Raw genomic sequence first — 22,242 nt, 5'->3', positions numbered from 1 at the left:
GATGAGCGAGAACGACGAGAAGCGCGCTGAGAAGAGCGGCGACACGCGAGCGGAGCAGCGCGACAGGAACGGCGAGTCCGGGAACCGGCTCCGCGAGGAGCTGCCTCAGGAGGTGGCCGCGGCGGAGCCTGCCACCCAGGACACCCCGGAGCCCGAGCAGGTCCCTGAGCCGGCGCCCCATCCGGAGCCGGATCCGGAAGTGGCGCCCGAGCCGCGGCTGACCGGTCGGCGGCGGCTGGTGCAGGGGCTGTGGCCGCCGCGGGTCAGCCGGGCCCAACTCATCGTCGCGCTGCTGCTGTTCGGTCTGGGCTTCGGGCTGGCCGTGCAGGTGGCCTCGAACAGCGACAGTGACAGCGCCCTGCGCGGTGCGCGCCAGGAAGATCTTGTCCGCATCCTCGATGAACTGGATGACCGTACCCAGCGTCTTGAAGACGAGAAGCAGGGTCTCGAGAAGCAGCGCGACGAGCTGGAGAACAGCTCGGACCAGGCCGAGGAGGCCCGGAAGCAGACGGTGGAGAAGGAGCGGCAACTCGGCATCCTGGCGGGGACGGTGGCCGCGCAGGGGCCCGGCATCACCATGACCATCGAGGACACGAAGGGGACGGTCGAGTCGGACATGCTGCTCGACGCGGTCCAGGAACTGCGTGCGGCGGGTGCCGAGGCGATCCAGGTGAACGGCGTACGGGTCGTCGCAGGTACGTATCTCACGGATTCCGGCAAGGGTGTGAGCGTCGACGGGAACAAGATCAACGCGCCCTATCGTTTCAAGGTCATCGGCAAGTCGCAGGACCTCGAGCCGGCGCTCAACATCCCCGGAGGCGTGGTGCAGACTCTCGAGAAGGAACAGGCCATCGTCACCGTGGAGCGGTCGACCAAGATCATCGTCGACGCCTTGCGAGCAGCGAAGCGGCCTGACTACGCTCGGTCGTCCTCCCAGTGAACCGGCGGTGCATGGGCGGCGTCCGGCGAGGGCATGAGGTTGCGGGGGGTCGGCGCACCGAATGGGTGGTGCGTGGTGGAAACTGTCTGGTGCAGACGGACGTTGTCAGGATGTCCGGGTCGGCCAGAGTGTTCAGTCAGGGTTCGTCCTGCCCCACGGGCGGGTCTGTTTCGGTCAAGGGGAATCGCCCGTGAAGTTGTTTGCGAAGTTGTTCGGCAAGAGCCCGCGAGAGGGCAGCGACAATGCGACCGCCCGTCATCGCGCACAGCCTGACGCGGAGGGCCAGCGGCCGCTGTTCCGGGACCAGGTCGGCGGTCCGGGCGGCGATGTTTCCGGAGGTCAGGGCGCGCCGTCGGTTGACCCTGCGCAGCCCGGCGGCATAGGTTTCGGGCAACCCTCAAGTGCGGGTGGAGGGTTTTCCGACCCGTATGCGTCCAATGCTCCCGGTGGGCAGCCGCGGCAGGAGGATCCCATGTCGGCCCTGGTGTGTACGAGGTGCGGCAACCGCAACGCGGAGAACAGCCGCTTCTGCTCCAACTGCGGCGCGCCGCTGCGGGCGGGTGCGACACCGGAGCGTCCGTCCGAGACGACCTCCACGATCTCCATCTCCGGGCTCGAGGCGTACGACGCCGAGGCCACCGGCCAGACGCCCACGCCGACGTTGTCTCCCGAGGCGCAGGCGGCCGTGGACGCGCTCCCGCTGGGTTCCGCGCTCCTGGTCGTGCGCCGCGGGCCGAACTCGGGCAGCCGCTTCCTGCTGGACGGCGATCTGACCACGGCCGGCCGTCATCCGCAGAGCGACATCTTCCTGGACGACGTGACCGTTTCCCGGCGGCACGTGGAGTTCCGTCGCGGTCAGGACGGCTCGTTCACGGTGGCCGACGTGGGCAGCCTGAACGGCACGTATGTGAACCGCGAGCGGATCGACCAGGTCGCCGTGAGCAACGGTGACGAGGTGCAGATCGGCAAGTACCGACTGGTCTTCTACGCCAGCCAGCGGGGCTACTGACCCGGGACTGTCTCCGGGACACCCCAGCGAAGGTCCGTCCGTCAGGGAAGGTCCATGCTTCATACACCGAGCGGCGGTGCCGGGCACGGCGCCGCCGCCACGGACAGTGGGCTGATGAGCATCGGCACAGTGCTGAACGTGCTGCGCGTCGAGTTCCCCGAAGTCACCATCTCCAAGATCCGCTTCCTGGAGTCGGAGGGGCTCATCGAGCCGCAGCGGACCCCCTCGGGGTATCGCAAGTTCAGCGCCCGTGACGTCGAGCGCCTCGGGCATGTCCTGAGGATGCAGCGGGACCACTATCTGCCTCTGAAGGTGATTCGCGAGCACCTGGAGGCCATGGAGCGCGGCGAGGCCGTCCCGCTGCCGACCGTGGGCCGTCAGCGTGACGGAGATGCCGCGCCTGAGCCCTTCGAGGGGCCGCCCACGGCTGCCAGGGTCGGGCGTGACGAGCTGCTCGCCGCCGCCGGGGTGGACGAGGCAGAGCTCAGGGAGTGGGAGTCGTACGGGCTGGTCACTCCACTGGAGGACGGGGCGTATGAGGCGGAGGCGGTCACCGTGGCGGCGCTCGTCGCCGAGCTGGGGCGGTTCGGGATCGAGCCGCGGCATCTGCGGGTGATGAAGGCCGCCGCCGACCGCGAGGCCGGGCTCGTGGACCAGGTAGTGGCCCCGTTGAAGCGGCACCGGAACCCGCAGACCAGGGCTCATGCGGAGGACCGCACCAAGGAGCTGGCGGGGCTCACGGTGAAGCTGCACGCCGCGCTGGTGCAGACGGCGCTCGGGGTGCGGTTGCCGTGAGACGGCCGGATGCGTGAGGGCCGGATCAGGCGCCTGATCCCGGCCCGACTACCCAAACGTCCCGGGCACGGCCTAGGGTTGCTGTGTGAACGAGCTCGATGTCGTAGGTGTCCGGGTCGAAATGCCCTCCAACCAACCGATCGTGCTGCTGCGTGAAGTGGGAGGCGACCGTTACCTCCCGATCTGGATCGGGCCGGGTGAGGCCACGGCGATCGCCTTCGCCCAGCAGGGCATGGCTCCCGCGCGGCCGCTGACCCACGACCTGTTCAAGGACGTGCTGGAAGCCATCGGTCAGGAGCTCACGGAAGTGCGTATCACGGACCTGCGTGAGGGCGTCTTCTACGCGGAACTGGTCTTTGCCAGCGGCGTCGAGGTGAGCGCCCGTCCGTCCGACGCCATAGCGCTGGCCCTGCGGACCGGGACGCCGATCTACGGGAGTGACACGGTGCTCGACGATGCCGGCATCGCGATTCCGGACGAGCAGGAGGACGAGGTGGAGAAGTTCCGCGAGTTCCTCGACCAGATCTCCCCGGAGGACTTCGGCAGCAGCAGCCAGTGAGCTCCGGAGGCCGGTGAGTGGTGCCCGGCAGGGAGCGGCAGCGGTCGTGAGACGCGTGGGCGGCCCGGCGGACGGTGAGTCCGCGGCAGGGCCGCCGTCGTATGTGTGAGGGGTGAATTGCCCGCATGTGCCGGTGGCGAGTGAGAGCGTCACACGGCCCGTTCCGAAGGCATTCGGCTAGCCTTTCCCCGCGGTGGGGCACGGGAAACCACTCTTAGGGTGATTATCACTCGGCGTGGCGAGTGTGGCGATCGTTGACGCACCCCGGGTGACTGCCTACCGTCGAGAAGGCAGGTCAAGGACGGAGGTCGGCGTGAGAAGCAGCGGCGACGGTACGGCTGGGGGCGGCCCCGAGCGCAGTCTCGGGGCGAGCGGTCCGTACGCTCCCCCCGGCTCTCGGCTCGTCTCGGGCGGAGGGTATCCCCAGCCCGATGGTTCAGCCGATCATGCTCCGCAGCGACCGTCGGTGGTGCCGAGCAGCGGAGGGACGACGTCCATGGCGTCCGAGCAGATCGGCTATCGCGGCCCCACGGCCTGCGCGGCCGCCGGTATCACCTACCGGCAACTGGACTACTGGGCCCGTACCGGTCTCGTCGAGCCGAGTGTGCGCCCTGCCTACGGGTCCGGGACGCAGCGGCTGTACAGCTTCCGGGACGTCGTCGTTCTGAAGATCGTCAAGCGATTCCTCGACACCGGGGTGTCGCTGCAGAACATCCGCACGGCGGTCCAGCATCTCAGGGAACGCGGTTTCCGCGACCTGGAGCGGATGACGCTGATGAGCGACGGTGCGACGGTCTACGAGTGCACCTCGCCGGACGAGGTCCACGCGCTGCTCCAAGGGGGACAGGGCGTCTTCGGGATCGCCGTGGGTGTGGTGTGGCGGGACGTCGAGGGCGCGCTGTCGCAGCTGCACGGGGAGCGGATCGACACCGGGGAGACCCTGGTCGGGCCCAACCCGGCGGACGAGCTGGCGCGGCGGCGGAACCGGGCCGTCTGACGGGTTGGACAGTGCGGTGTGCGTGCGGCCGCGGTGGGCGGGACGGTTCCGCGCCGGGCCGCGAGCGGTGTCTCCCGGAGCGACCGGGATGGTTCGGCACGGCGTTGTCAGTGGCGTAGGGCAGCATCGGAGGTGTGAGAACCGCGCCCACGATCCTGCATCTCGACATGGATGCCTTCTTCGCCTCGGTGGAGCAGGCCTCCAAGCCGAGTCTGCGCGGAAAGGCCGTGGTCGTGGGCGGACTCGGGCCGCGGGGTGTGGTCGCGACCGCCTCGTACGAGGCCCGGGTCTTCGGGGTGCACTCGGCGTTGCCCATGGCGCAGGCCCGGCGGCTCGCGCCCAACGCCGCGTATCTCGTGCCGCGCTTCGGGTTCTACCGGGCGATCAGCGAGCGGGTGATGGAGCTGCTGCGGGCGCTGTCGCCGCTGGTGGAGCCGCTGAGCCTGGACGAGGCGTTCGTGGACCTGGAGGCCGGAGGGGCGGCCTGGGACGAGCGGTCGGCGCGGCTGGCCGGGGTGAAGCTGCGTGCGGACATCCGGGCGGTCACGGGGCTCACGGGGTCGGTGGGGCTGGCCGCATCCAAGATGCTCGCGAAGATCGCCTCGGAGCAGGCCAAGCCGGACGGACTGGTGACGATCGAGCCCGGGACGGAGCGGGCGATGCTGGGGCCGATGTCGGTGCGGACCCTGCCGGGAGTCGGTCCGGCCACGGGTGACCATCTGCGGCGGGCCGGGATCACCACGGTCGAGGAGATCGCCGAAGCGGGTGAGGACGAGCTGGTCCGGCTGCTGGGAAAGGCGCACGGGCACGGGCTCTACGCCATGGCCCTGGCGCGGGACGACCGGCCCGTGGTGGCGGAGCGGGAAGCGAAGTCGGTGTCGGTCGAGGACACCTACGACGTGGACATCCACGACCGGCTGCGGGTCGGGCTGGAGGTGCAGCGGCTCGCCGACCGCTGCGTACGGCGGCTGCGCGGGGCCGGGCTGTCCGGGCGGACCATCGTGCTGAAGGTGCGGCGGTACGACTTCTCGACACGCACCCGGTCCGAGACGCTGCGCGGTCCGACGGACGATCCCGGGGTGATCCGTGAGGCGGCGGCGAGGCTGCTGGACTCGGTCGACACGACGGGCGGCGTGCGGCTGCTCGGCGTGGGTGTCAGCGGGCTCGCCGACTACACGCAGGAGGACCTGTTCGCGCAGGCGGCCGGGGAGCGGGCGGTCGCGGAGGGTCCCGTCGAGGAGCGCGCCGCGACGCCGGTCGTCGAGGAGCAGCCCGCGCCGGCCGAGCGGCGGTGGCCCGCCGGGCACGATGTGCGGCATGCCGGGTTCGGGCACGGCTGGGTGCAGGGCAGCGGTCTGGGACGGGTCACCGTACGGTTCGAGACGCCCGACTCGGAGCCCGGGCGCGTGCGGACCTTCCGGGTCGACGATCCGGAGCTGGAGCCGGCGGATCCGCTGCCGTTGGTGTTACGAGAGCCGGAGGGGGGCCATGGGCCGGATGGTGACTCCGGGAGCGTGGGGCTGCGCTCCGCCGCCCCTTAGGAGGCTTGCCCGGGGCCTCAGGCCGTCTCGTCCTTCCCTGCCAGTTTGCCGAAGTCGTGGTCCTGCAGCGGGGGAGGGGCGGCGACGTCGAGGCCGTAGTGGTGGTAGAGCTGGAGTTCCTGCTCGGGAGAGAGGTGGCGGCCCACGCCGAAGTCGGGGGCGTCCTTGATGAGGGCGCGATCGAAGGGCACGTGGAGGGCGCCGTCGATCAGCTCACTGGGTTCGAGGGGGACGAAGGCGTCCCGGCTGAACAGGCCGGTCCGTATGGCCGCCCACTCCGGGACGGCGGTGGCGTCGTCGAGGTAGACCTCGTCGATCGTGCCGATCCTGGTCCCGTTGCGGTCGAACGCCTTGCGGCCGATCAGGTTGCGCGGATCGATATCGGTTCGCACGGGCCCTCCACATGGTCGCAACTCATCCGTAACCACTACAAAACGGCACAATCGAGGAGGCGGCCACTCGAAGGTTCGTGCGTCGACCGCGCTGGTAGGCTGACAACGGCTGCTGACCCCGTGCGGGAGAGTCCTCCAGACATCATCGGAGGCGCCGAAGGAGCAAATCCTCCCCGGAATCTCTCAGGCCCACGTACCGCACGGACGAGGTCACTCTGGAAAGCAGGGCGGATGTCACGGCTTCCGCTCTCACCGACGGTGAAAGCCGGAGGCCTTCGGGCGATCCGGTGAAGCTCTCAGGTTGACATGACAGAGGGGGAGGCCGTCCGGGTACCCGTGCCGTGGTGCCCCTCGAAGGTCGTGTCAGACCAGGAGGCCTCCGCATATGACCGCCCATCGCATTCCGCTCTCCGAACTCGAAGAGGCAGTCCCCTTCGAGCAGCGCCACATCGGCCCCGACCACGAGGCGTGCGCCAAGATGCTCGCTCACGTCGGCTACGGCTCGCTGGACGAGCTGACGGCCGTGGCTGTCCCGGCCGTGATCAAGAGCGCCGAGGCGCTGGACCTTCCGGGCGCCCGCAGCGAGGCCGAGGTGATCGCCGAGCTGCGCTCCCTCGCCGACCGCAACCAGGTCCTCGGCTCCATGATCGGGCTCGGCTACTACGGCACGTTCACGCCGCCGGTCGTCATGCGCAATGTCATGGAGAACCCGTCCTGGTACACGGCCTACACGCCGTACCAGCCGGAGATCTCGCAGGGCCGGCTCGAGGCGCTGCTCAACTTCCAGACCATGGTCGCCGACCTGACCGGACTGCCGACCTCCGGCGCCTCTCTGCTCGACGAGGGCACCGCTGCGGCCGAGGCCATGGCGCTGTCCCGGCGTCTGGGCAAGAACAAGAAGGGCCTGTTCCTGGTCGACGCGGACGCGCTGCCGCAGACCATCGCCGTGATTGAGACCCGGGCCGAGCCGACCGGTGTCGAGGTCGTCGTCGCCGATCTCAGCGACGGCATCCCGGCCGGGATCGCCGAGCGCGAGATCAACGGCGTGCTGATCCAGTACCCGGGCGCCTCCGGAGCCGTACGGGACATCAAGCCGGTCGTCGACCAGGCGCACGCGCTCGGGGCGCTCGTCACCGTCGCCGCCGATCTGCTCGCGCTGACCCTGCTGAAGTCGCCCGGTGAGCTCGGCGCCGACATCGCGGTCGGGACGACGCAGCGGTTCGGCGTGCCGATGGGCTTCGGCGGACCGCACGCCGGTTACATGGCCGTCGGGGAGAAGATGGCGCGCAGCCTGCCCGGGCGGCTCGTCGGAGTGTCCGTGGACGCCGACGGGAACAAGGCCTACCGGCTGGCGCTGCAGACGCGTGAGCAGCACATCCGTCGCGAGAAGGCCACCAGCAACATCTGCACCGCGCAGGTGCTGCTCGCCGTGATGGCCGGCATGTACGCCGTCTACCACGGGCCGGAGGGCCTGAAGAGCATCGCGCGGCGCACCCACCGGTACGCCACGGTCCTCGCCGCAGGGCTCGCGAACGGCGGGGTCGAGATCGTGCACGGGGCCTACTTCGACACCCTGACCGTGCGTGTCGAGGGCCGGGCCGCCGAGGTCCTGGCCGCCGCCGAGCGGAACGGGGTCAACCTGCGTCCCGTCGACGCCGACCACGTCTCGATCTCCTGCGACGAGACCACGACGCGGGCCCAGCTGCGTGCCGTATGGGCCGCGTTCGGGGTCGAGGGTGTTGTGGAGGCGCTGGACGCCGCAACGGAGGACGGGCTTCCGGGTGCCCTGCTGCGGTCCGACGAGTACATGACCCACCCCGTCTTCCACCAGTACCGTTCCGAGACCGCCATGCTGCGCTACCTGCGCCGGCTGGCGGACCGCGACTACGCGCTCGACCGCGGCATGATCCCGCTGGGCTCCTGCACCATGAAGCTCAACGCGACCACGGAGATGGAGCCGGTCACCTGGCCCGAGTTCGGGCAGTTGCACCCCTTCGCGCCCGCCGGGCAGGCCGAGGGCTACTTGACGCTCATCCACGAGCTGGAGGACCGTCTCGCCGAGGTCACCGGGTACGACAAGGTGTCCCTCCAGCCGAACGCCGGGTCGCAGGGCGAGCTGGCCGGTCTGCTCGCCGTACGCGGGTACCACCGGGCCAACGGTGACGAGCAGCGCACCGTGTGCCTGATCCCGTCGTCCGCGCACGGCACCAACGCCGCGAGCGCGGTGATGGCTGGCATGAAGGTCGTCGTCGTCAAGACCGCCGAGGACGGCGAGATCGACGTCGAGGACCTGCGGGCGAAGATCGAACAGCACCGTGACGAGCTGGCGGTGCTGATGATCACGTACCCCTCGACCCACGGTGTGTTCGAGGAGCACGTCTCCGAGATCTGCGCGCAGGTGCACGAGGCGGGCGGGCAGGTCTACGTCGACGGGGCCAACCTCAACGCGCTCGTGGGGCTCGCCAAGCCGGGGCACTTCGGTGGGGACGTCTCGCACCTGAACCTGCACAAGACCTTCTGCATCCCGCACGGCGGCGGCGGGCCCGGCGTCGGTCCGGTGGCGGTGCGTGAACACCTCGCGCCGTATCTGCCTAACCATCCGCTGCAGCCCGAGGCGGGCCCGGAGACCGGGGTCGGCCCCCTCTCCGCGGCGCCGTGGGGCTCGGCCGGCATCCTGCCGATCTCGTGGGCGTACGTCCGGCTCATGGGCGGCGAGGGGCTGAAGCGTGCCACGCAGGTGGCCGTGCTCAGCGCCAACTACATCGCCAAGCGGCTGGAGCCGCACTACCCGGTGCTCTACACGGGCCCCGGTGGGCTCGTCGCGCACGAGTGCATCATCGACCTGCGGCCGCTGACCAAGGCGACCGGCGTGAGCGTCGACGACGTCGCCAAGCGGCTGATCGACTACGGCTTCCACGCGCCGACGATGTCGTTCCCGGTGGCCGGGACGCTGATGATCGAGCCGACCGAGTCGGAGGACCTGGCCGAGCTGGACCGGTTCTGCGAGGCGATGATCGCCATCCGCGCGGAGATCGAGAAGGTCGGCTCCGGTGAGTGGCCCGCGGACGACAACCCGCTGCGGGGCGCCCCGCACACCGCGGGCGCGCTCGCGGGGGAGTGGGGGCACGCCTACAGCCGTGAGGAGGCCGTCTTCCCGGCCGGAGTCACGGCGTCCGACAAGTACTGGCCGCCGGTGCGCCGCGTCGACCAGGCCTTCGGCGACCGGAACCTGGTGTGCTCCTGCCCGCCGCTGGACGCGTACGAGGACTGATCGACCGATGGGTCAGAGGGAGGGGCTCCGCTGATGCGGGGCCCCTCCCTCATGTCCCTCATGCGCCCCTGCCGTCATGCGACCGCGAGTGACACCTCGGTCGACTTGATCAGGGCGACGACCGGGGTTCCGGCCGACAGGTGGAGATCGTCCGCGGCGTCCTTGGTGATCGCCGCCGTCAGTTCGCCGGCTTCGACGGTGATCCGGACGGAGGCCATCGCGTCACCGGCCGTGATGCCCGTGACCGTGCCGGGGAGGCGGTTGCGGATGGACAGGCCCTCGACGGGGGCCGTGGCCAGCGCGACCTCCGTCGACTTCACCAGGGCGCGCACGGCGGTGCCCGATGTGAGACCGAGGTCGTCGGCGGCCTCGCGGGTGATCGCGGCGGTGAGGTCCTGGCCGCCGGTGAGGCGGACCCTGACCGTCGCCATGGCCTCGCCCGGCGTGACGGCGGTGACGGTGCCGGGGAGCTGGTTGCGGATGCTCAGGCTCATGGGTGCACGGTAGCCCGGAGAGTACCGTATGCCGGGCATGTGTGCGTATACGTCGCCTTGGCCGTCGCCCAGACCGGTGCCCCGGGGTGCAGATCGAGTGATCGTCGCGCCGAACTCGCCGAACTCGCCGAACTCGCCGAACTCGCCGAACTCGCCGAACTCGCCGAACTCGCCGAACTCGCCGAACTTGCCGAGCGCCCGGGCCCAGGCCAGCACGGCACCGGCCGCGTGTCCGGCGCGATCAGAGGCAGGGTGACCCGGCGGAACGCGGTGAAGTGGGAGGCGCCCAGGGTGGTGGCAGCATCCTCGAAGCGCGGGTCGGCGGCCCGCAGGGTGCCCTCCACGCTGATCACGAGGAACGGCACCGCCACGAAGGTCTCGGCGAGGACCACACCAGCCGTGGTGAAGGGCAGGGTGATCCCGAACCAGGAGTCGAGCCACTGCCCGATCACGCCGTTGCGCCCGAAGGCCAGCAGCAGGGCCACACCGCCCACGACCGGTGGCAGCACCAGTGGCAGCGTCCCCCGCCGGGCCCATCCGGTACGTCGATCGTGCTGACGCATATGCGAGGGAGGGATCTCCTGTCAGTTCGCATGAGCGAGGGTGAGTGGCCGTATCGGTGTGTATGTGTGTTCTTACGTACGGGCTTCAGGCGCGGGTCGATGTGGACGTTCGTCGACTCACGCGGGCCGTGGCCTCCATGCCGACCTCCAGCCCCAGCTCCTCGACGGCCTCGCGGGTGAGCAGGGAGACGCCGGGCGGTGTCCGGGCTCACGCCGAGCAATCGTGCTGCCTGGCCGATCGTGTAGGACTGCATGCCGGTCACGATAGGGGCGGGGAAGGGGAACGGTGGGTGCGTGGTTGGCCGATGGGAGATCCGTTCGTCGTTCGGCGAGGTGACGCTCGACTTGCAGGAGAGGATCCAGCTGCTGAGGCCGGTCAGCCGACGTGCACCCGCGGCCGCCGCTTCCGGTCGCGTTCCGCCTCGCGCAGGACCTCGCGGGTCACCGGGGCGACCTCGCCCTGGCCGAACAGGAAGAAGCGCAGGAGGTTGGTGAAGGGACCGCCCTCGGTCCACTCGAAGTAGATGTGCGGCGTGCAGCCGGTCAGGTCGCGGGTGTGCAGCAACAGGGCGGCCAGCGCGTTGGGGACGGAGGAGGACTCCAGGGTCAGAACACGGTAGCGGCCGTGCAGCACCTCGCCGCGTACGGTCAGGCTCGCCTCGAACTCCGACGGGTCGGTGACCGTCACCTCGACGAAGATGAAGTCCTCCTGCCCGGGCACGTCGTTGTCCTGCCGGATCTGCTCGATCTTGTCGCGGTACTCCGCGATGTCGCGCCGGTCGGGCTCGTTGGCGATGAACCGCATCCTGCGGCTGGCCATGTCCCGGACGAAGCGCTCCGCCATGCCGTCCAGCGACACGCTGGTCACGCGCAGCTCGAACGCCCGGGCCAGTCGCGACAGCAGGGAGACCAGGATGATCCCGGCGATGAAACAGGCGCCGATCTTGACGCCGTCCGGGCGCTCGATGACGTTGAGCACGGTCGTGTAGAGGAACACCACGGAGATGACCGCGAAGCCGATGGTCCAGTTCCGTTGCCGGGCCTTGCGGGCGGCGATGGTCACCGCGATCGCGGCGGAGCTGATGAGGACGAGGACACCGGTGGCGTAGGCGCCGCCCTGGGCGTTGACGTCGGCGTCGAAGATCCAGGTCACCAGGAAGGCGATCAGGGTGAAGACGATGACCATGGGCCGTACGGCGCGGGCCCAGTGCGGGGCCATGCCGTAGCGGGGGAGGTAGCGCGGCATCAGGTTGAGCAGGCCGGCCATCGCGGAGGCGCCGGCGAACCACAGGATGGCGATCGTCGAGGCGTCGTAGACGGTGCCGAAGGTGTTGCCCAGGTAGTCGTGGGCCAGATAGGCCAGTGCGCGTCCGTTGGCCGGGCCGCCCGGTTCGAACTCCTTCTCGGGGATGAGGAGGGTGGTGATGAAGCTGGTCGTGATCAGGAAGACGCTCATGATGAGAGCGGCCGTGGTGAGCAGCTTCTTCGTGTCCCGGATGCGGCCCTTCGGGTTGTCCTCCGTGTCGCCCTCGTCGCCCTTGACGTGGGGCATCACGGCGACGCCGGTCTCGAATCCGGACAGGCCGAGGGCCAGCTTCGGGAAGACCAGCAGGGCGACGCCGATCATGACGAATATGTTGCTGTGCTGAGTGGTGAGGGCGCTGGACCAGTCGGTGACCACATGACCGGCGGTGATCACGTGGTAGAGGCCGACGACCACCACGACCGCGTTCAGCGCGAGATAGGCGCCTACCAGGGCGACCGCGACGCCGATGGCCTCCAGGAAGCCCTTGAGGAACACCGCGCCGAGCAGCGCGACCAGGATCAGGGTGATCAGCAGCTGCTTGTCGTGCAGGGCACTGTTCAGGTGCGGGTTCTCCACCAGGTGGGTGGAGGCGTCGGCGGCCGACAGCGTGATGGTGATCAGGAAGTCGGTGGCGGCGAAGCCCAGCAGGGTCAGCACGAACAGCTTGCCCTGCCAGAAGGAGAGCAGCCGCTCCAGCATCGCGATCGAGCCCTCGCCGTGGGGGCTCTCCTCGGCCACCCGCCGGTAGACCGGCAGTGCGCCCGCCAGCGTGACGATCACCAGCACGATCGTCGCGATCGGGGAGAGCAGTCCGGCGGCGAGGGCCGCGATGCCCGGCTGGTAGCCGAGCGTGGAGAAGTAGTCGACGCCGGTCAGGCACATCACCCGCCACCAGGGCTGGCCCTTGTGCGGGGGCTCCGGTTCGGCGTGGGGTCCGGTGTGGCCGCCGCCCTTGCCCATGTCGGACAGGCCCTCCAGCATCCAGGCCCGCAGGCGACTGGGCGGGGTGGGCTCCGTACGGCTCGCCGGCAGGTGCTCAGTGGTGGCCATGGAGGGTGCTCCCGAGAGGCGGCGCAGGGTGTTTCCGGCCATCACTGGACGGCCCGCTCAGCGTAAGCGGAGCGTGATGTCGTGGCCCGTGGATGAGAGGGCCGAGCGCGTCAAGCTTCCGTTAAGACTCGGCCTCGGGTGCCTTTGGCCGGGTGCCGGGGGGTGTGAAACGCGAGCTTAGGGCGGGTGGGGCGGCTGTCGAGAGGTCCGCGCGGGCGCCGGCGAGGTGTTCGACGCCGGCTCGTGTCTGAACACCCTGTGTGATCGACCGTCGGATGAGCTCCGTAATGTTCGTTGAGTAGATCGAATGTTTCGACGCTGGCCTATGCGTTTGCCTCGCGACGTGATTCACCGTGCACGAGGGGTTGTCACCCTTTGGCTGCTGTCTCTAGGGTGCGGCATCGACGCAGCTTTCTGGAGTTCATCCGAAACTTTCGAGGAGCATGATGGGCGACCCGGCACTGTCCCGCCGCGGCTTCCTGGCGGCCTCCGCCGCAGCCGGACTGGGGATGACGGCACTGACCGCATGCGGCGGGGACTCGGACGGAGGGTCCTCCGGGACGACCACGATCGAATGGTGGAACATCTCCACCACCGAGCCGACCAAGGGTGTCTGGGCCGCTCTCGCCCGCAAGTTCGAGGCGCAGAACCCCAAGGTCAAGATAAAGATCGTCCAGCTGGAGAACGACGGGTTCAAGTCGAAGATGACGGCCCTGACCTCGTCCGGGAAGCTGCCCGACATCTTCCACACCTGGGGCGGCGGGGTGCTGAAGCAGCAGGTCGACGCCGGACTGGTCGAGGACCTCACGGACAGCACCAAGCCATGGGGCGACGCCCTGCTCCCGGTCGCCAGGGAGCCGTACCTGCTCGACGACAGGGTCTACGGCGTCCCGTTCGACATCGGCATGATCGGCTTCTGGTACAACAAGGCCCTCTTCGAGAAGGCCGGCATCAGCGCGCCCCCGACCACGTGGACCGGCTTCCTCGACGCCGTACGGAAGCTGAAGTCCGCCGGGGTCACACCCCTCGCCCTGGCCGGCAAGGAGAAGTGGCCCGGCATGTACTACTGGGCCTATCTCGCGATGCGCACCGCCGGCGCCGACGCGCTGCAGAAGGCCTACGACGCCAAGGACTTCACCGGCGCCCCCTTCGTCGAGGCGGGAGAGCACCTCGACGAACTCGTCGGCCTCCAGCCGTTCCAGAAGGGCTACCTCGGCGCCGCCTACTCCTCGCCCACCGGCCAGGCCGCCACCGTCGGCAACGGCAAAGCCGCCATGGAACTCATGGGGCAGTGGGCCCCCGTGGTGCAGGCCGACGCGGGCAAGGGTCTCGGCAAGGACCTCGGCTACTTCCCGTTCCCCGCGGTCGAGGGCGGCAAGGGCGCCCTCACCGAGGTGTTCGGCGGAGGCGGCGGGCACGCCCTGCGCCGGGGCGCCCCGCAGGCGGCCGTCGACTTCCTGAAGTTCTTCGCGTCCGAGGCCACCGACCTGGAACTGGCCAGGAAGACCGGTGTCCTCCCTGTGGTCCCGGCGGCCGAGAAAGCCATCACCGACCCCAACATCAAGGCCGTACAGGAGCAGCTGAAGAAAGCCACCGGCTTCCAGCTCTACCTGGACCAGGCCTACGCGCCCGCCGTCGGCCAGGAGGTCAACGACAGCGTCGCCGCGCTCATCGCCGGATCCAAGTCCCCCGGGCAGGTCGCCCAGTCGATCACCAGGACCGCGAAGGAAGAGCAGTAGCCGGCGATGACCTCCACGTTCCTGCCGGACAAACGGACCGGACCCGATGTCGGCCCTCCGCCCCCGGCCGCGGAACGGGCCCGGAGCCGGGCCCGGCGACGCGCGCTGAACTGGCTGACCGCGACCGGCTTCCAGCTGCCCGCCCTGGTGCTGTTCATCGGGCTCGTGCTGCTGCCGATGCTGTTCGCCCTGTACGCCGCGTTCTTCCGCTGGGGCGGCTTCGGCATGCCCTCCGACTACGTCGGTGGCGAGAACTTCACCCGGCTCGTCCAGGACGAGGTCTTCCTGGGTGACCTGTGGCGCTGTCTGGTCCTCGTGGTGCTGTCGCTCCTCCTTCAGCTGCCGTTCGCGCTCGCCATGGCCGTCCTGCTCAACCAGCGCATGCGCGGCCGGGCGGTGTACCGGATGCTGTTCTTCGCCCCGTACGTCCTGTCCGAGGCGATCACCGGGATCCTGTTCGGCATGATCTTCGCCCCGGACGACGGCTTCGCCGACCAACTCCTCGGCAGGATCGGGCTGGACGGGGTGGGCGGGGAGTGGTTCGCCGACCCGTCCACGGTCATGGCGACCCTGTTCCTCGTCATGACCTGGAAGTACTTCGGCTTCCACATGATGCTCTACCTGGCCGGACTCCAGGCCGTCCCCAGGGAGCTGACCGAGGCGGCGCTCATCGACGGGGCCGGTCCCTGGCAGCGCTTCCGCAACGTGACCTTGCCGCTGCTCGCGCCCACTCTGCGCATCAGCGTCTTCCTGTCGGTCATCGGGTCCATCCAGCTCTTCGACCTGGTGTGGGTGACCACCGCGGGCGGTCCCGACCACCACTCCGAGACCATGGCCGTGACCATGTTCCAGTACGGCTTCAAGCGCTACCAGGTCGGCTACGCCAGCGCGATCAGCGTGGTCATGTTCGGCATCAGCCTCGTCTTCGCCCTCGCCTACCAGCGGTTCGTGCTCCGGCGCGATCTGGAAGGGGCCACCACGACCATGCGGGGGGACGGAAAATGACAGCCCGTCAGAAGAGCCGCCGGAACCTTCCGCTGCATCTCGTCCTGGTAGCCGTCGGCGCGGTCATGGCAGTCCCCCTGGTCTACGCCACGCTCTCCGGCTTCAAGTCCACCGACGAGCTGTCCCGCAACCCGGTCGGTCTGCCCGAGTCGTGGGTCACCTCCAACTACACCCAGATCCTCGGCTCGGGGGACTTCTGGCGGCTGATCGGCAACAGCACGCTGATCGCGGTCGGCACGACCGTCCTGGTCGTGGCGGTCTCCGCCCTCTCGGCCTTCTCCTTCGCGCGGTTCGCCTTCCGCGGCCGGGAGACGCTGTTCACGCTGTTCACGATGGGGCTGATGTTCCCGTTCGCGGTGGCGGCCCTGCCGCTGTTCCTGCTGCTGCGTTCCCTCGGCCTGCTGGACAACCCCCTCGGCGTGATCCTCCCGCAGGCGGCCTTCGGGCTGCCGATGACCATCATCATCCTGCGGGGCTTCTTCCGGCAGATCCCCGGTGAGCTGGAGGAGGCGGCCACGCTCGACGGCTGCAGCCCGTTCGGCTTCTTCTGGCGGGTGTTGCTGCCCATGGCGCGGCCCGCGCTCGGCACGGTCTCGGTGCTGGCCGTCGTCACCAGCTGGAACAACTTCTTCCTGCCGCTGCTGGTGTTCACCGACGCGCAGTGGTGGACGCTGCCGATCGGCGTGCAGCAGTTCCAGGGGCAGTACTCCGCGGAGTACGCCAAGGTCTTCGCCTACCTGGTGCTGGCGATGGTCCCGGCACTGGCCTTCTACTCGGTCGCCGAGCGCCAGCTCGTCGGCGGCCTCACCGCGGGCGCGACGAAGGGCTGACGCGCCGCGGACGTACGGCTCACCCACCCACCTGATCCGATCCGAATGGATCGCGAATCGTGAGGAGTCGACCATGCGCAGGACAGCCATACGGCTCAGACTCGCCGGGGCGCTGGCCGCCGTGCTGGTGGCCGGAGGCATCGCCACCGGCCCGGCGGCACAGGCCGGCGAGGGGTACGGCAAGGGGTACGGCAAGGAACCCACCCTCGCGGACCTCGCCCAGCGGCACGGCCGCTACTTCGGCAGCGCGACCGACAATCCCGAACTCGTCGACGCGCCGTACAAAGCCCTGCTCGGCAGCGAGTTCGACCAGATCACGCCCGGCAACGGCATGAAGTGGTACGCGACCGAGCCGCAGCAGGGCGTGTTCGACTTCTCCAAGGGCGACGAGATCGTGAACCTCGCCCGTGCCAACCGGCAGAAGGTGCGCGGCCACACCCTGGTCTGGCACAGCCAGTTGCCCGGGTGGCTCACGGGGCGGGAATGGACGGCGCCGGAGCTGAGGGCCGTGCTGAAGAAGCATGTCCAGGCGGAGGTCCGGCACTACCGGGGCAAGGTGTTCGCCTGGGACGTCGTCAACGAGGCGTTCAACGAGGACGGTACGTACCGGGAGTCGGTCTTCTACAAGACGCTCGGGCCCGGCTACATCGCCGACGCGCTGCGCTGGGCGCATCAGGCCGATCCGCGCGTGAAGCTGTACCTCAACGACTACAACATCGAGGGAATCGGCCCGAAGAGCGACGCGTACTACAAGCTGGCCAAGGAGCTGAAGGCCGAGGGCGTCCCGCTGCACGGCATCGGCCTCCAGGCCCACCTCGCCCTCCAGTACGGCTATCCCACCACCCTGGAGGACAACCTCCGGCGCTTCTCCCGGCTGGGCCTCGACACCTCGCTCACCGAGGTCGACGTACGGATGATCCTGCCCGCGACGGAGGAGAAGCTGGCCCAGCAGGCGCAGTGGTACCAGGACCTGACCGAGGCGTGCCTGGCGGTACGCCGGTGCGTCGGCGTCACCCTCTGGGACTACACGGACAAGTACTCATGGATCCCAGCGTTCTTCCCGGGCCAGGGCGCGGCCCTTCCGTGGGACGAGCAGCTCAGGCCGAAGCCGGCGTACTTCGCGCTGCGTGAGGCGCTCGGGGGGAAGTAGGCAGCGCGGGTCTCTCAGCCCCGCCCGGCCGGAGAAGCCGTACTCGCCCGCACCACCAGGTCCGTCCCGAGCTCCACCCGGGGCGAGTCCGGTTGTTCGTCGCGGGTCAGGCGGAGGGCCGTGCGGGCGGCGAGTTTGCCCATGTCGGCGAGGGGCTGGCGGATCGTGGTCAGTGGGGGAGACGACCAGCGGACTTCCGGAAGGTCGTCGAAACCGACCACGCTCATGTCCTGCGGCACGCGCAGCCCGCGCCGCCGCAGTGCCTCGATCGCGCCGAGTGCCATCTGGTCGCTGGCCGCGAACACGGCGGTCGGCGGCTCGGGCAGGTCGAGCAGGGTGGTGCAGGCGGTGAAGCCGGACTCGGGGCGGAAGTCGCCGGGGACGACGAGGGACGTGTCCATCGCGACACCGGCGCCTTCGAGGGCCGCCCGGTAGCCGTCCAGCCGGGCCCGGGAGCACAGCAGGCGCGGTGGGCCGGCGATCAGGCCGATCCGGCGGTGGCCGAGGGAGAGCAGATGCTCGGTGGCGGCCATGCCGCCCGACCAGTTCGCGGCCCCGATCGTGGGCGCGTCCAGGGCGGGGGAGCCCGCCGGGTCGACGACGACCAGCGGGACGCCGAGGATCCGCAGCTCCTCGTGGAGCGTGGGCTCCAGCGCCGAGGTGACGAGGATGACGCCGTCGGAGGCGCGGGCCCGGAGGTTGCGCATCCACTCGCGGGCGTCGCCCGACCGCCCGTGGATGGCCGACACCACCGTGCCGACCCCGGCCGCGTGCGCGACCTCCTCCACCCCGCGGATGATCTCCACGGCCCAGGGACTGTCGAGGTCGTTGAAGACCAGGTCGAGCAGGGCCGCACTGGTACCGGGGGCCGCAGGGCGCTTGCGGTAGCCGTGCCGGCGCAGCAGCTCCTCGACCCGGGCCCGGGTCTGCGGCGACACGTCGGACCGGCCGTTGACGACCCGGGACACGGTCGGCACGGACACGCCGGCCTGCCGGGCGATCTCCGTGATCGTGACCTTGCCCTCGGCGTCGGCCTCACGTGCTGCCACTTGCCCCACCTCCGTCGACGGGTGACCGCGAAACTTCCAGGAGTCTTCCGGAAAACGGGCAGTCGTGGGAAGGCGTACGAGCAGGGAACGGAGAAGTCGCGACAGGTGACGGGGAGTGACGACCCCCGGACATGCGTCGGGGCCGGTTCGCAGGGTGTCCCTGCGGCCGGCCCCTCATGTCTGCGGGCGGGGCGTCACCCCCGCCCGGCGGTCCTCAGGCAGCCGTCATCACCTGGCTGCTGGCCAGTGGACGGTGCGGGGCGATGATCCGGCCGTCGGGCAGAAGCTCACCGGTGTCCTCGAAGAGCACCACGCCGTTGCACAGCAGGCTCCACCCCTGCTCCGGGTGGTGCGCCACAAGACATGCGGACTCCCGGTCGGCGGATTCGGCTGACGGGCATGGTGTCTGGTGCTGGCACATGGGTGGGATCTTTCGCTCTGTCGTGATGGATGAGGTGACTGAGTCGTCTGAGTCGGTCGTCGTGTCTGTTCCGCGGCTAGAAGTGTCGTTCATGGCCGCCCCCCGTAATAAGTGGTCGGAACCCAGTGTTGCCCCACGGGCGTCATTCCGCAGGGATTTCGCGGCACCGCTTCTCACAGGTTCAGGACGCATCACCCGCGCGGACGGTTCATCCCAACTGGACTGGCACTTCGGGTGGTTCGCAGTGGCCGGATAGGGCTAGTCACGTCGGATCGCAGGCCATTTCCGGCTCGTACGAGCTATTAGGCGCTCGTACGAGCGATAAAATGCCCGCACCCCGTCGACGGGAATTCGGCGACGGGGTGCGGGAGGCTTCGCGCGGGGTGATTCAGGTGGGCTGATGCGGGCGAGGTGTTTCAGGCGGTGCGGTTCAGACGGTGCGGTTCAGGCGGGTGAGCCGAGCAGTCGCGTGGGAGTCGCGCGGTGGGTCAGCACCGGGAGGAGTTCGGCGACGCGGTGCGGGCGGTGTGCCGCGATGCCGGGAGGCGCGGGCGCCAGCGGGACGAGCAGATCGGTGGCGGCGGGGTGGCCGGCGGCACCGTCCGCGGTGCAGTCCTCGTGCAGCCAGAGCGTCAGCATGTACAGGCCGGGTACCGACAGCAGGCGGGGCTGGTACGGCTGCGGCATCGTCTCGGCCTGGCGCAGGGCGCGCTCGGTGGAGGTGATGTACGGGCCTTCGAAGAAGTGGGAGAAGGTCCAGCCGTCGGGGGTCAGCATGGTCTCCGCGGCGGCCACGGCCCGCTCGCCGGAGCGGATGAGGAAGCGCCACCCGGCCAGCCGGGTGGCCGACACCCCCTCGGCCGTGACCCGGTCGAGAACGTGGACGGGCAACGGAAGCTCGGCTGCGACAGGTCCCTGGGCGCGGAGCAGGGAGGGTGTTCGGGCCTCCCGGACCGCGGTGGGCGAGGAGAGCGCGGTCAGGACGGAACGGAGTGCGGGCGCGGGAGCCGGGGGGACATGCAGCGGCATGGTGGGTCGCCTCTCATTCAAAGGCACGGTGGCACGAGGGCGGGGGCGGACGGCGCTGTCTGCTCACGAGGGTCGGCAGAGGCAGGGCCGGGTCTCATGAGCGAGAGGGGGTGGGGTCCGCCGAACATCGTCGAACGTCGACTCGACGGCAGGACCCATCGACCGTGGGCGCCAACCTTCTGCCTTGCTCGCGGAGTTTATACGACACGGGATCAGGCTGGGTTTCGTCTAGCCGTTTCCGGTGAGTAGAACAAGGGTACATTCGGTCGGCGATACGCGAGAATTATCCCGATTCCTGGCGGGGGTGTGAGGTGATGACCTCGGTGAATGTCCGCGAACCGGTCGGCCCATTCTCGTCGGCGTTTTTCACGAGTTCGCGGACATCGAGCGGACGCCGAAACCTGTCCCGTGTGACATGCCGATTGAATGTGCCACTGGTCACACGCGACCAGCGTAGCGGTCGGCGGACCCGTCCGGGACGTTATCGATCGCTTTCGCTGGGCATCCTCCACCTGACCGTGACCCCGGCGGCCGGATCTTGAGGCCCGCATCATCCGAGGAGGGACGCTTCGATGGGGGAGAAGGTCGTGGCAGGGCGGTTCGACCTGTCCGATCGCCAGCGATACCGCGACAAGCTCCGTCGGTGCCTGACGGGCTTGGAGCGGCTCCTGGCGGAGAAGCGGTTCGATCGCCCCAAGAACCTCATGGGGCTGGAGATCGAATTGAATCTCGCGGGCGCCGACGGCATGCCGAGAATGTTGAATGCGCAAGTCCTGGAACGGATCGCGAGTCGCGACTTCCAGACAGAACTCGCCATGTTCAACCTGGAAGTGAACATTCCTCCACACCGCCTGGGTGGCCGGGTATTCGACCGCCTCGGGGAGGAACTCCGCACGTCACTGGCGTATGCCGACCGAAAAGCGGGAGAGGTCGACGCGGGAATCGTGATGATCGGCATTCTGCCGACCCTCGACCGGGACGACCTGGTGTCGTCGAATCTCTCCGACGTCGATCGCTACACCCTCCTCAACGACCAGATCGTGGCCGCCCGGGGCGAGGAGTTCACCCTCGACATCGACGGCGTGGAGCACCTCACCTGCACCTCGAAGTCCATCGCGCCGGAAGCCGCCTGCACCTCCGTGCAACTGCACCTCCAGGTCACCCCGGGCCGGTTCGCCGATGTGTGGAACGCGGCCCAGGCGGTCGCCGCCGCGCAGATCGCCGTCGGTGCCAACTCGCCCTTCCTGTTCGGCCGCGAGCTGTGGCGCGAGTCGCGGCCCCCGCTGTTCCAGCAGTCCACCGACACCCGCCCGCCCGAGCTCCAGGCCCAGGGCGTGCGGCCGCGCACGTGGTTCGGCGAGCGCTGGGTCACCTCGGCGCACGACCTCTTCGAGGAGAACCTTCGCTACTACCCGGCCTTGCTGCCGATCTGCGACGACGAGGACCCGCTCGAGGTGCTCGACCAGGGCGGCACGCCCTCGCTCGCCGAGCTCGTCCTGCACAACGGCACCATCTACCGCTGGAACCGCCCGGTCTACGGCATCGCCGACGGCATCCCGCACCTGCGCGTGGAGAACCGCGTCCTGCCCGCCGGGCCCACCGTCACGGACGTCGTCGCCAACGCGGCGTTCTTCTACGGCGTCGTCCGCGCCCTCGCCGAGGAGCCCCGGCCGGTGTGGAACCGGCTGCCGTTCGAGGCGGCCGCCGCCAACTTCGACGCCGCCTGCAGGGACGGCATCGACGCCCGCTTCACCTGGCCCCGGCGCGGCCGCTACGGCGGCACCACTCAGGTCGACGCGGTGAGCCTCGTACGGGACGAACTGCTGCCGCTCGCCGAGGTCGGGCTGGACGCGTGGGGCGTCGAGCCGGCCGATCGCGACCTGTACCTGGGCGTGATCGAGGAACGGTGCCGGCGCCGGGTGAACGGGGCGAGCTGGCAGGCCGCGACCTTCCACAAGGCCCTGGACGCGGGTCACACGCGGGAAGCCGCGCTGGCCGCCACCACCCGCCGCTACCGCGAGCTGATGCACAAGGGGGATCCGGTCCACACCTGGCCGGTGGGCCTGCCGGAGCCGGTGCCGCTGGGCTGACGCGCCGGCGGG

Annotated in this window: 18 protein-coding genes, 2 pseudogenes and 1 riboswitch; of the genes and pseudogenes, 12 read left to right on the top strand and 8 right to left on the bottom strand. The window is 69.6% G+C overall.

Annotated elements, in window-relative coordinates; all coding sequences use genetic code 11:
• Position 1: 1 nt before the first annotated feature.
• From ACQEV8_RS07450 to ACQEV8_RS07425, 6 genes are all read left to right on the top strand, one after another.
• The gene (locus ACQEV8_RS07450) at positions 2-940 is read left to right on the top strand and encodes a DUF881 domain-containing protein (RefSeq protein ID WP_432958372.1); all 939 of its coding nucleotides are present in this window, start codon (positions 2-4) and stop codon (positions 938-940) included.
• Positions 941-1,001: 61 nt separating this feature from the next.
• On the top strand, positions 1,002-1,949 hold the full coding sequence (locus ACQEV8_RS07445) for a zinc-ribbon and FHA domain-containing protein (protein WP_261683213.1): 948 nt from the start codon (positions 1,002-1,004) through the stop codon (positions 1,947-1,949).
• Positions 1,950-2,003: 54 nt separating this feature from the next.
• A complete protein-coding gene (gene ftsR, locus ACQEV8_RS07440) occupies positions 2,004-2,744 on the top strand; it encodes a transcriptional regulator FtsR (RefSeq protein WP_432958370.1) in 741 nt (246 codons plus the stop codon).
• Between the two features lie 85 nt (positions 2,745-2,829).
• On the top strand, positions 2,830-3,303 hold the full coding sequence (locus ACQEV8_RS07435) for a bifunctional nuclease family protein (protein WP_432958368.1): 474 nt from the start codon (positions 2,830-2,832) through the stop codon (positions 3,301-3,303).
• A 313-nt stretch (positions 3,304-3,616) separates the two neighbouring features.
• Positions 3,617-4,300, top strand: a complete 684-nt coding sequence (locus ACQEV8_RS07430) for a MerR family transcriptional regulator (RefSeq protein ID WP_432958366.1) — start codon at positions 3,617-3,619, stop codon at positions 4,298-4,300.
• Between the two features lie 134 nt (positions 4,301-4,434).
• Positions 4,435-5,841: a DNA polymerase IV gene (locus ACQEV8_RS07425; protein WP_432958365.1), complete on the top strand. Its 1,407-nt coding sequence runs from the start codon at positions 4,435-4,437 to the stop codon at positions 5,839-5,841.
• Between the two features lie 17 nt (positions 5,842-5,858).
• Here ACQEV8_RS07425 and ACQEV8_RS07420 read toward each other — a convergent pair whose 3' ends face one another.
• The gene (locus ACQEV8_RS07420) at positions 5,859-6,233 is read right to left on the bottom strand and encodes a PRC-barrel domain-containing protein (protein ID WP_432958363.1); all 375 of its coding nucleotides are present in this window, start codon (positions 6,231-6,233) and stop codon (positions 5,859-5,861) included.
• Between the two features lie 113 nt (positions 6,234-6,346).
• Positions 6,347-6,442, top strand: a riboswitch (glycine riboswitch).
• 176 nt (positions 6,443-6,618) lie between these two features.
• Between ACQEV8_RS07420 and gcvP the strand changes: the two genes are divergently transcribed.
• Positions 6,619-9,504: an aminomethyl-transferring glycine dehydrogenase gene (gcvP, locus tag ACQEV8_RS07415; protein ID WP_432958362.1), complete on the top strand. Its 2,886-nt coding sequence runs from the start codon at positions 6,619-6,621 to the stop codon at positions 9,502-9,504.
• A 74-nt stretch (positions 9,505-9,578) separates the two neighbouring features.
• Here the strand turns inward: gcvP and ACQEV8_RS07410 are convergent, their stop codons facing one another.
• The 4 genes and pseudogenes from ACQEV8_RS07410 to ACQEV8_RS07395 all read right to left on the bottom strand — a co-directional run bounded on the left by ACQEV8_RS07410 (position 9,579) and on the right by ACQEV8_RS07395 (position 12,917).
• Positions 9,579-9,998: a TOBE domain-containing protein gene (locus ACQEV8_RS07410; protein WP_432972514.1), complete on the bottom strand. Its 420-nt coding sequence runs from the start codon at positions 9,996-9,998 to the stop codon at positions 9,579-9,581.
• A 180-nt stretch (positions 9,999-10,178) separates the two neighbouring features.
• Positions 10,179-10,519: pseudogene (locus ACQEV8_RS07405) on the bottom strand (molybdate ABC transporter permease subunit); the annotation flags it as partial.
• Positions 10,520-10,656: 137 nt separating this feature from the next.
• Positions 10,657-10,751, bottom strand: a pseudogene (locus ACQEV8_RS07400) (TOBE domain-containing protein); the annotation flags it as partial.
• A 186-nt stretch (positions 10,752-10,937) separates the two neighbouring features.
• On the bottom strand, positions 10,938-12,917 hold the full coding sequence (locus ACQEV8_RS07395) for an amino acid transporter (protein WP_432958360.1): 1,980 nt from the start codon (positions 12,915-12,917) through the stop codon (positions 10,938-10,940).
• Between the two features lie 446 nt (positions 12,918-13,363).
• On the opposite strand from ACQEV8_RS07395, the gene ACQEV8_RS07390 reads away from it, so the two are divergent.
• The 4 genes from ACQEV8_RS07390 to ACQEV8_RS07375 all read left to right on the top strand — a co-directional run bounded on the left by ACQEV8_RS07390 (position 13,364) and on the right by ACQEV8_RS07375 (position 17,641).
• Positions 13,364-14,656 (top strand): extracellular solute-binding protein, encoded by a 1,293-nt coding sequence (locus ACQEV8_RS07390; protein WP_432972511.1) that lies wholly within the window; start codon positions 13,364-13,366, stop codon positions 14,654-14,656.
• A 6-nt stretch (positions 14,657-14,662) separates the two neighbouring features.
• Positions 14,663-15,661 carry a carbohydrate ABC transporter permease gene (locus ACQEV8_RS07385; RefSeq protein ID WP_432958359.1) on the top strand — a complete coding sequence of 333 codons (999 nt, stop codon included), beginning with the start codon at positions 14,663-14,665 and terminating at the stop codon, positions 15,659-15,661.
• Complete coding sequence (locus ACQEV8_RS07380; RefSeq protein ID WP_432958357.1) at positions 15,658-16,491, top strand: carbohydrate ABC transporter permease; 834 nt, start codon at positions 15,658-15,660, stop codon at positions 16,489-16,491. Before ACQEV8_RS07385 ends, ACQEV8_RS07380 begins: the two co-directional genes overlap by 4 nt.
• Before the next feature lie 73 nt (positions 16,492-16,564).
• Positions 16,565-17,641 (top strand): endo-1,4-beta-xylanase, encoded by a 1,077-nt coding sequence (locus ACQEV8_RS07375; RefSeq protein ID WP_432958356.1) that lies wholly within the window; start codon positions 16,565-16,567, stop codon positions 17,639-17,641.
• Positions 17,642-17,655: 14 nt separating this feature from the next.
• On the opposite strand, the gene ACQEV8_RS07370 is transcribed toward ACQEV8_RS07375, so the two are convergent.
• From ACQEV8_RS07370 to ACQEV8_RS07360, 3 genes are all read right to left on the bottom strand, one after another.
• On the bottom strand, positions 17,656-18,690 hold the full coding sequence (locus tag ACQEV8_RS07370) for a LacI family DNA-binding transcriptional regulator (protein WP_432958354.1): 1,035 nt from the start codon (positions 18,688-18,690) through the stop codon (positions 17,656-17,658).
• A gap of 214 nt (positions 18,691-18,904) precedes the next feature.
• Entirely contained in the window at positions 18,905-19,111 is a 207-nt protein-coding gene (locus tag ACQEV8_RS07365) for a DUF5999 family protein (protein WP_432958352.1), read from the bottom strand.
• 444 nt (positions 19,112-19,555) lie between these two features.
• Positions 19,556-20,140 (bottom strand): hypothetical protein, encoded by a 585-nt coding sequence (locus ACQEV8_RS07360; RefSeq protein WP_432958350.1) that lies wholly within the window; start codon positions 20,138-20,140, stop codon positions 19,556-19,558.
• A 572-nt stretch (positions 20,141-20,712) separates the two neighbouring features.
• Here ACQEV8_RS07360 and ACQEV8_RS07355 point away from each other — a divergent pair.
• Entirely contained in the window at positions 20,713-22,230 is a 1,518-nt protein-coding gene (locus tag ACQEV8_RS07355; RefSeq protein WP_432958349.1) for a glutamate-cysteine ligase family protein, read from the top strand.
• The last annotated feature ends 12 nt before the right edge of the window (positions 22,231-22,242 follow it).

This window comes from Streptomyces sp. CA-179760 (assembly GCF_050937045.1).
Taxonomy (GTDB): Bacteria; Actinomycetota; Actinomycetes; order Streptomycetales; family Streptomycetaceae; genus Streptomyces.
This window is presented reverse-complemented; position numbering and strand designations above follow the sequence as displayed.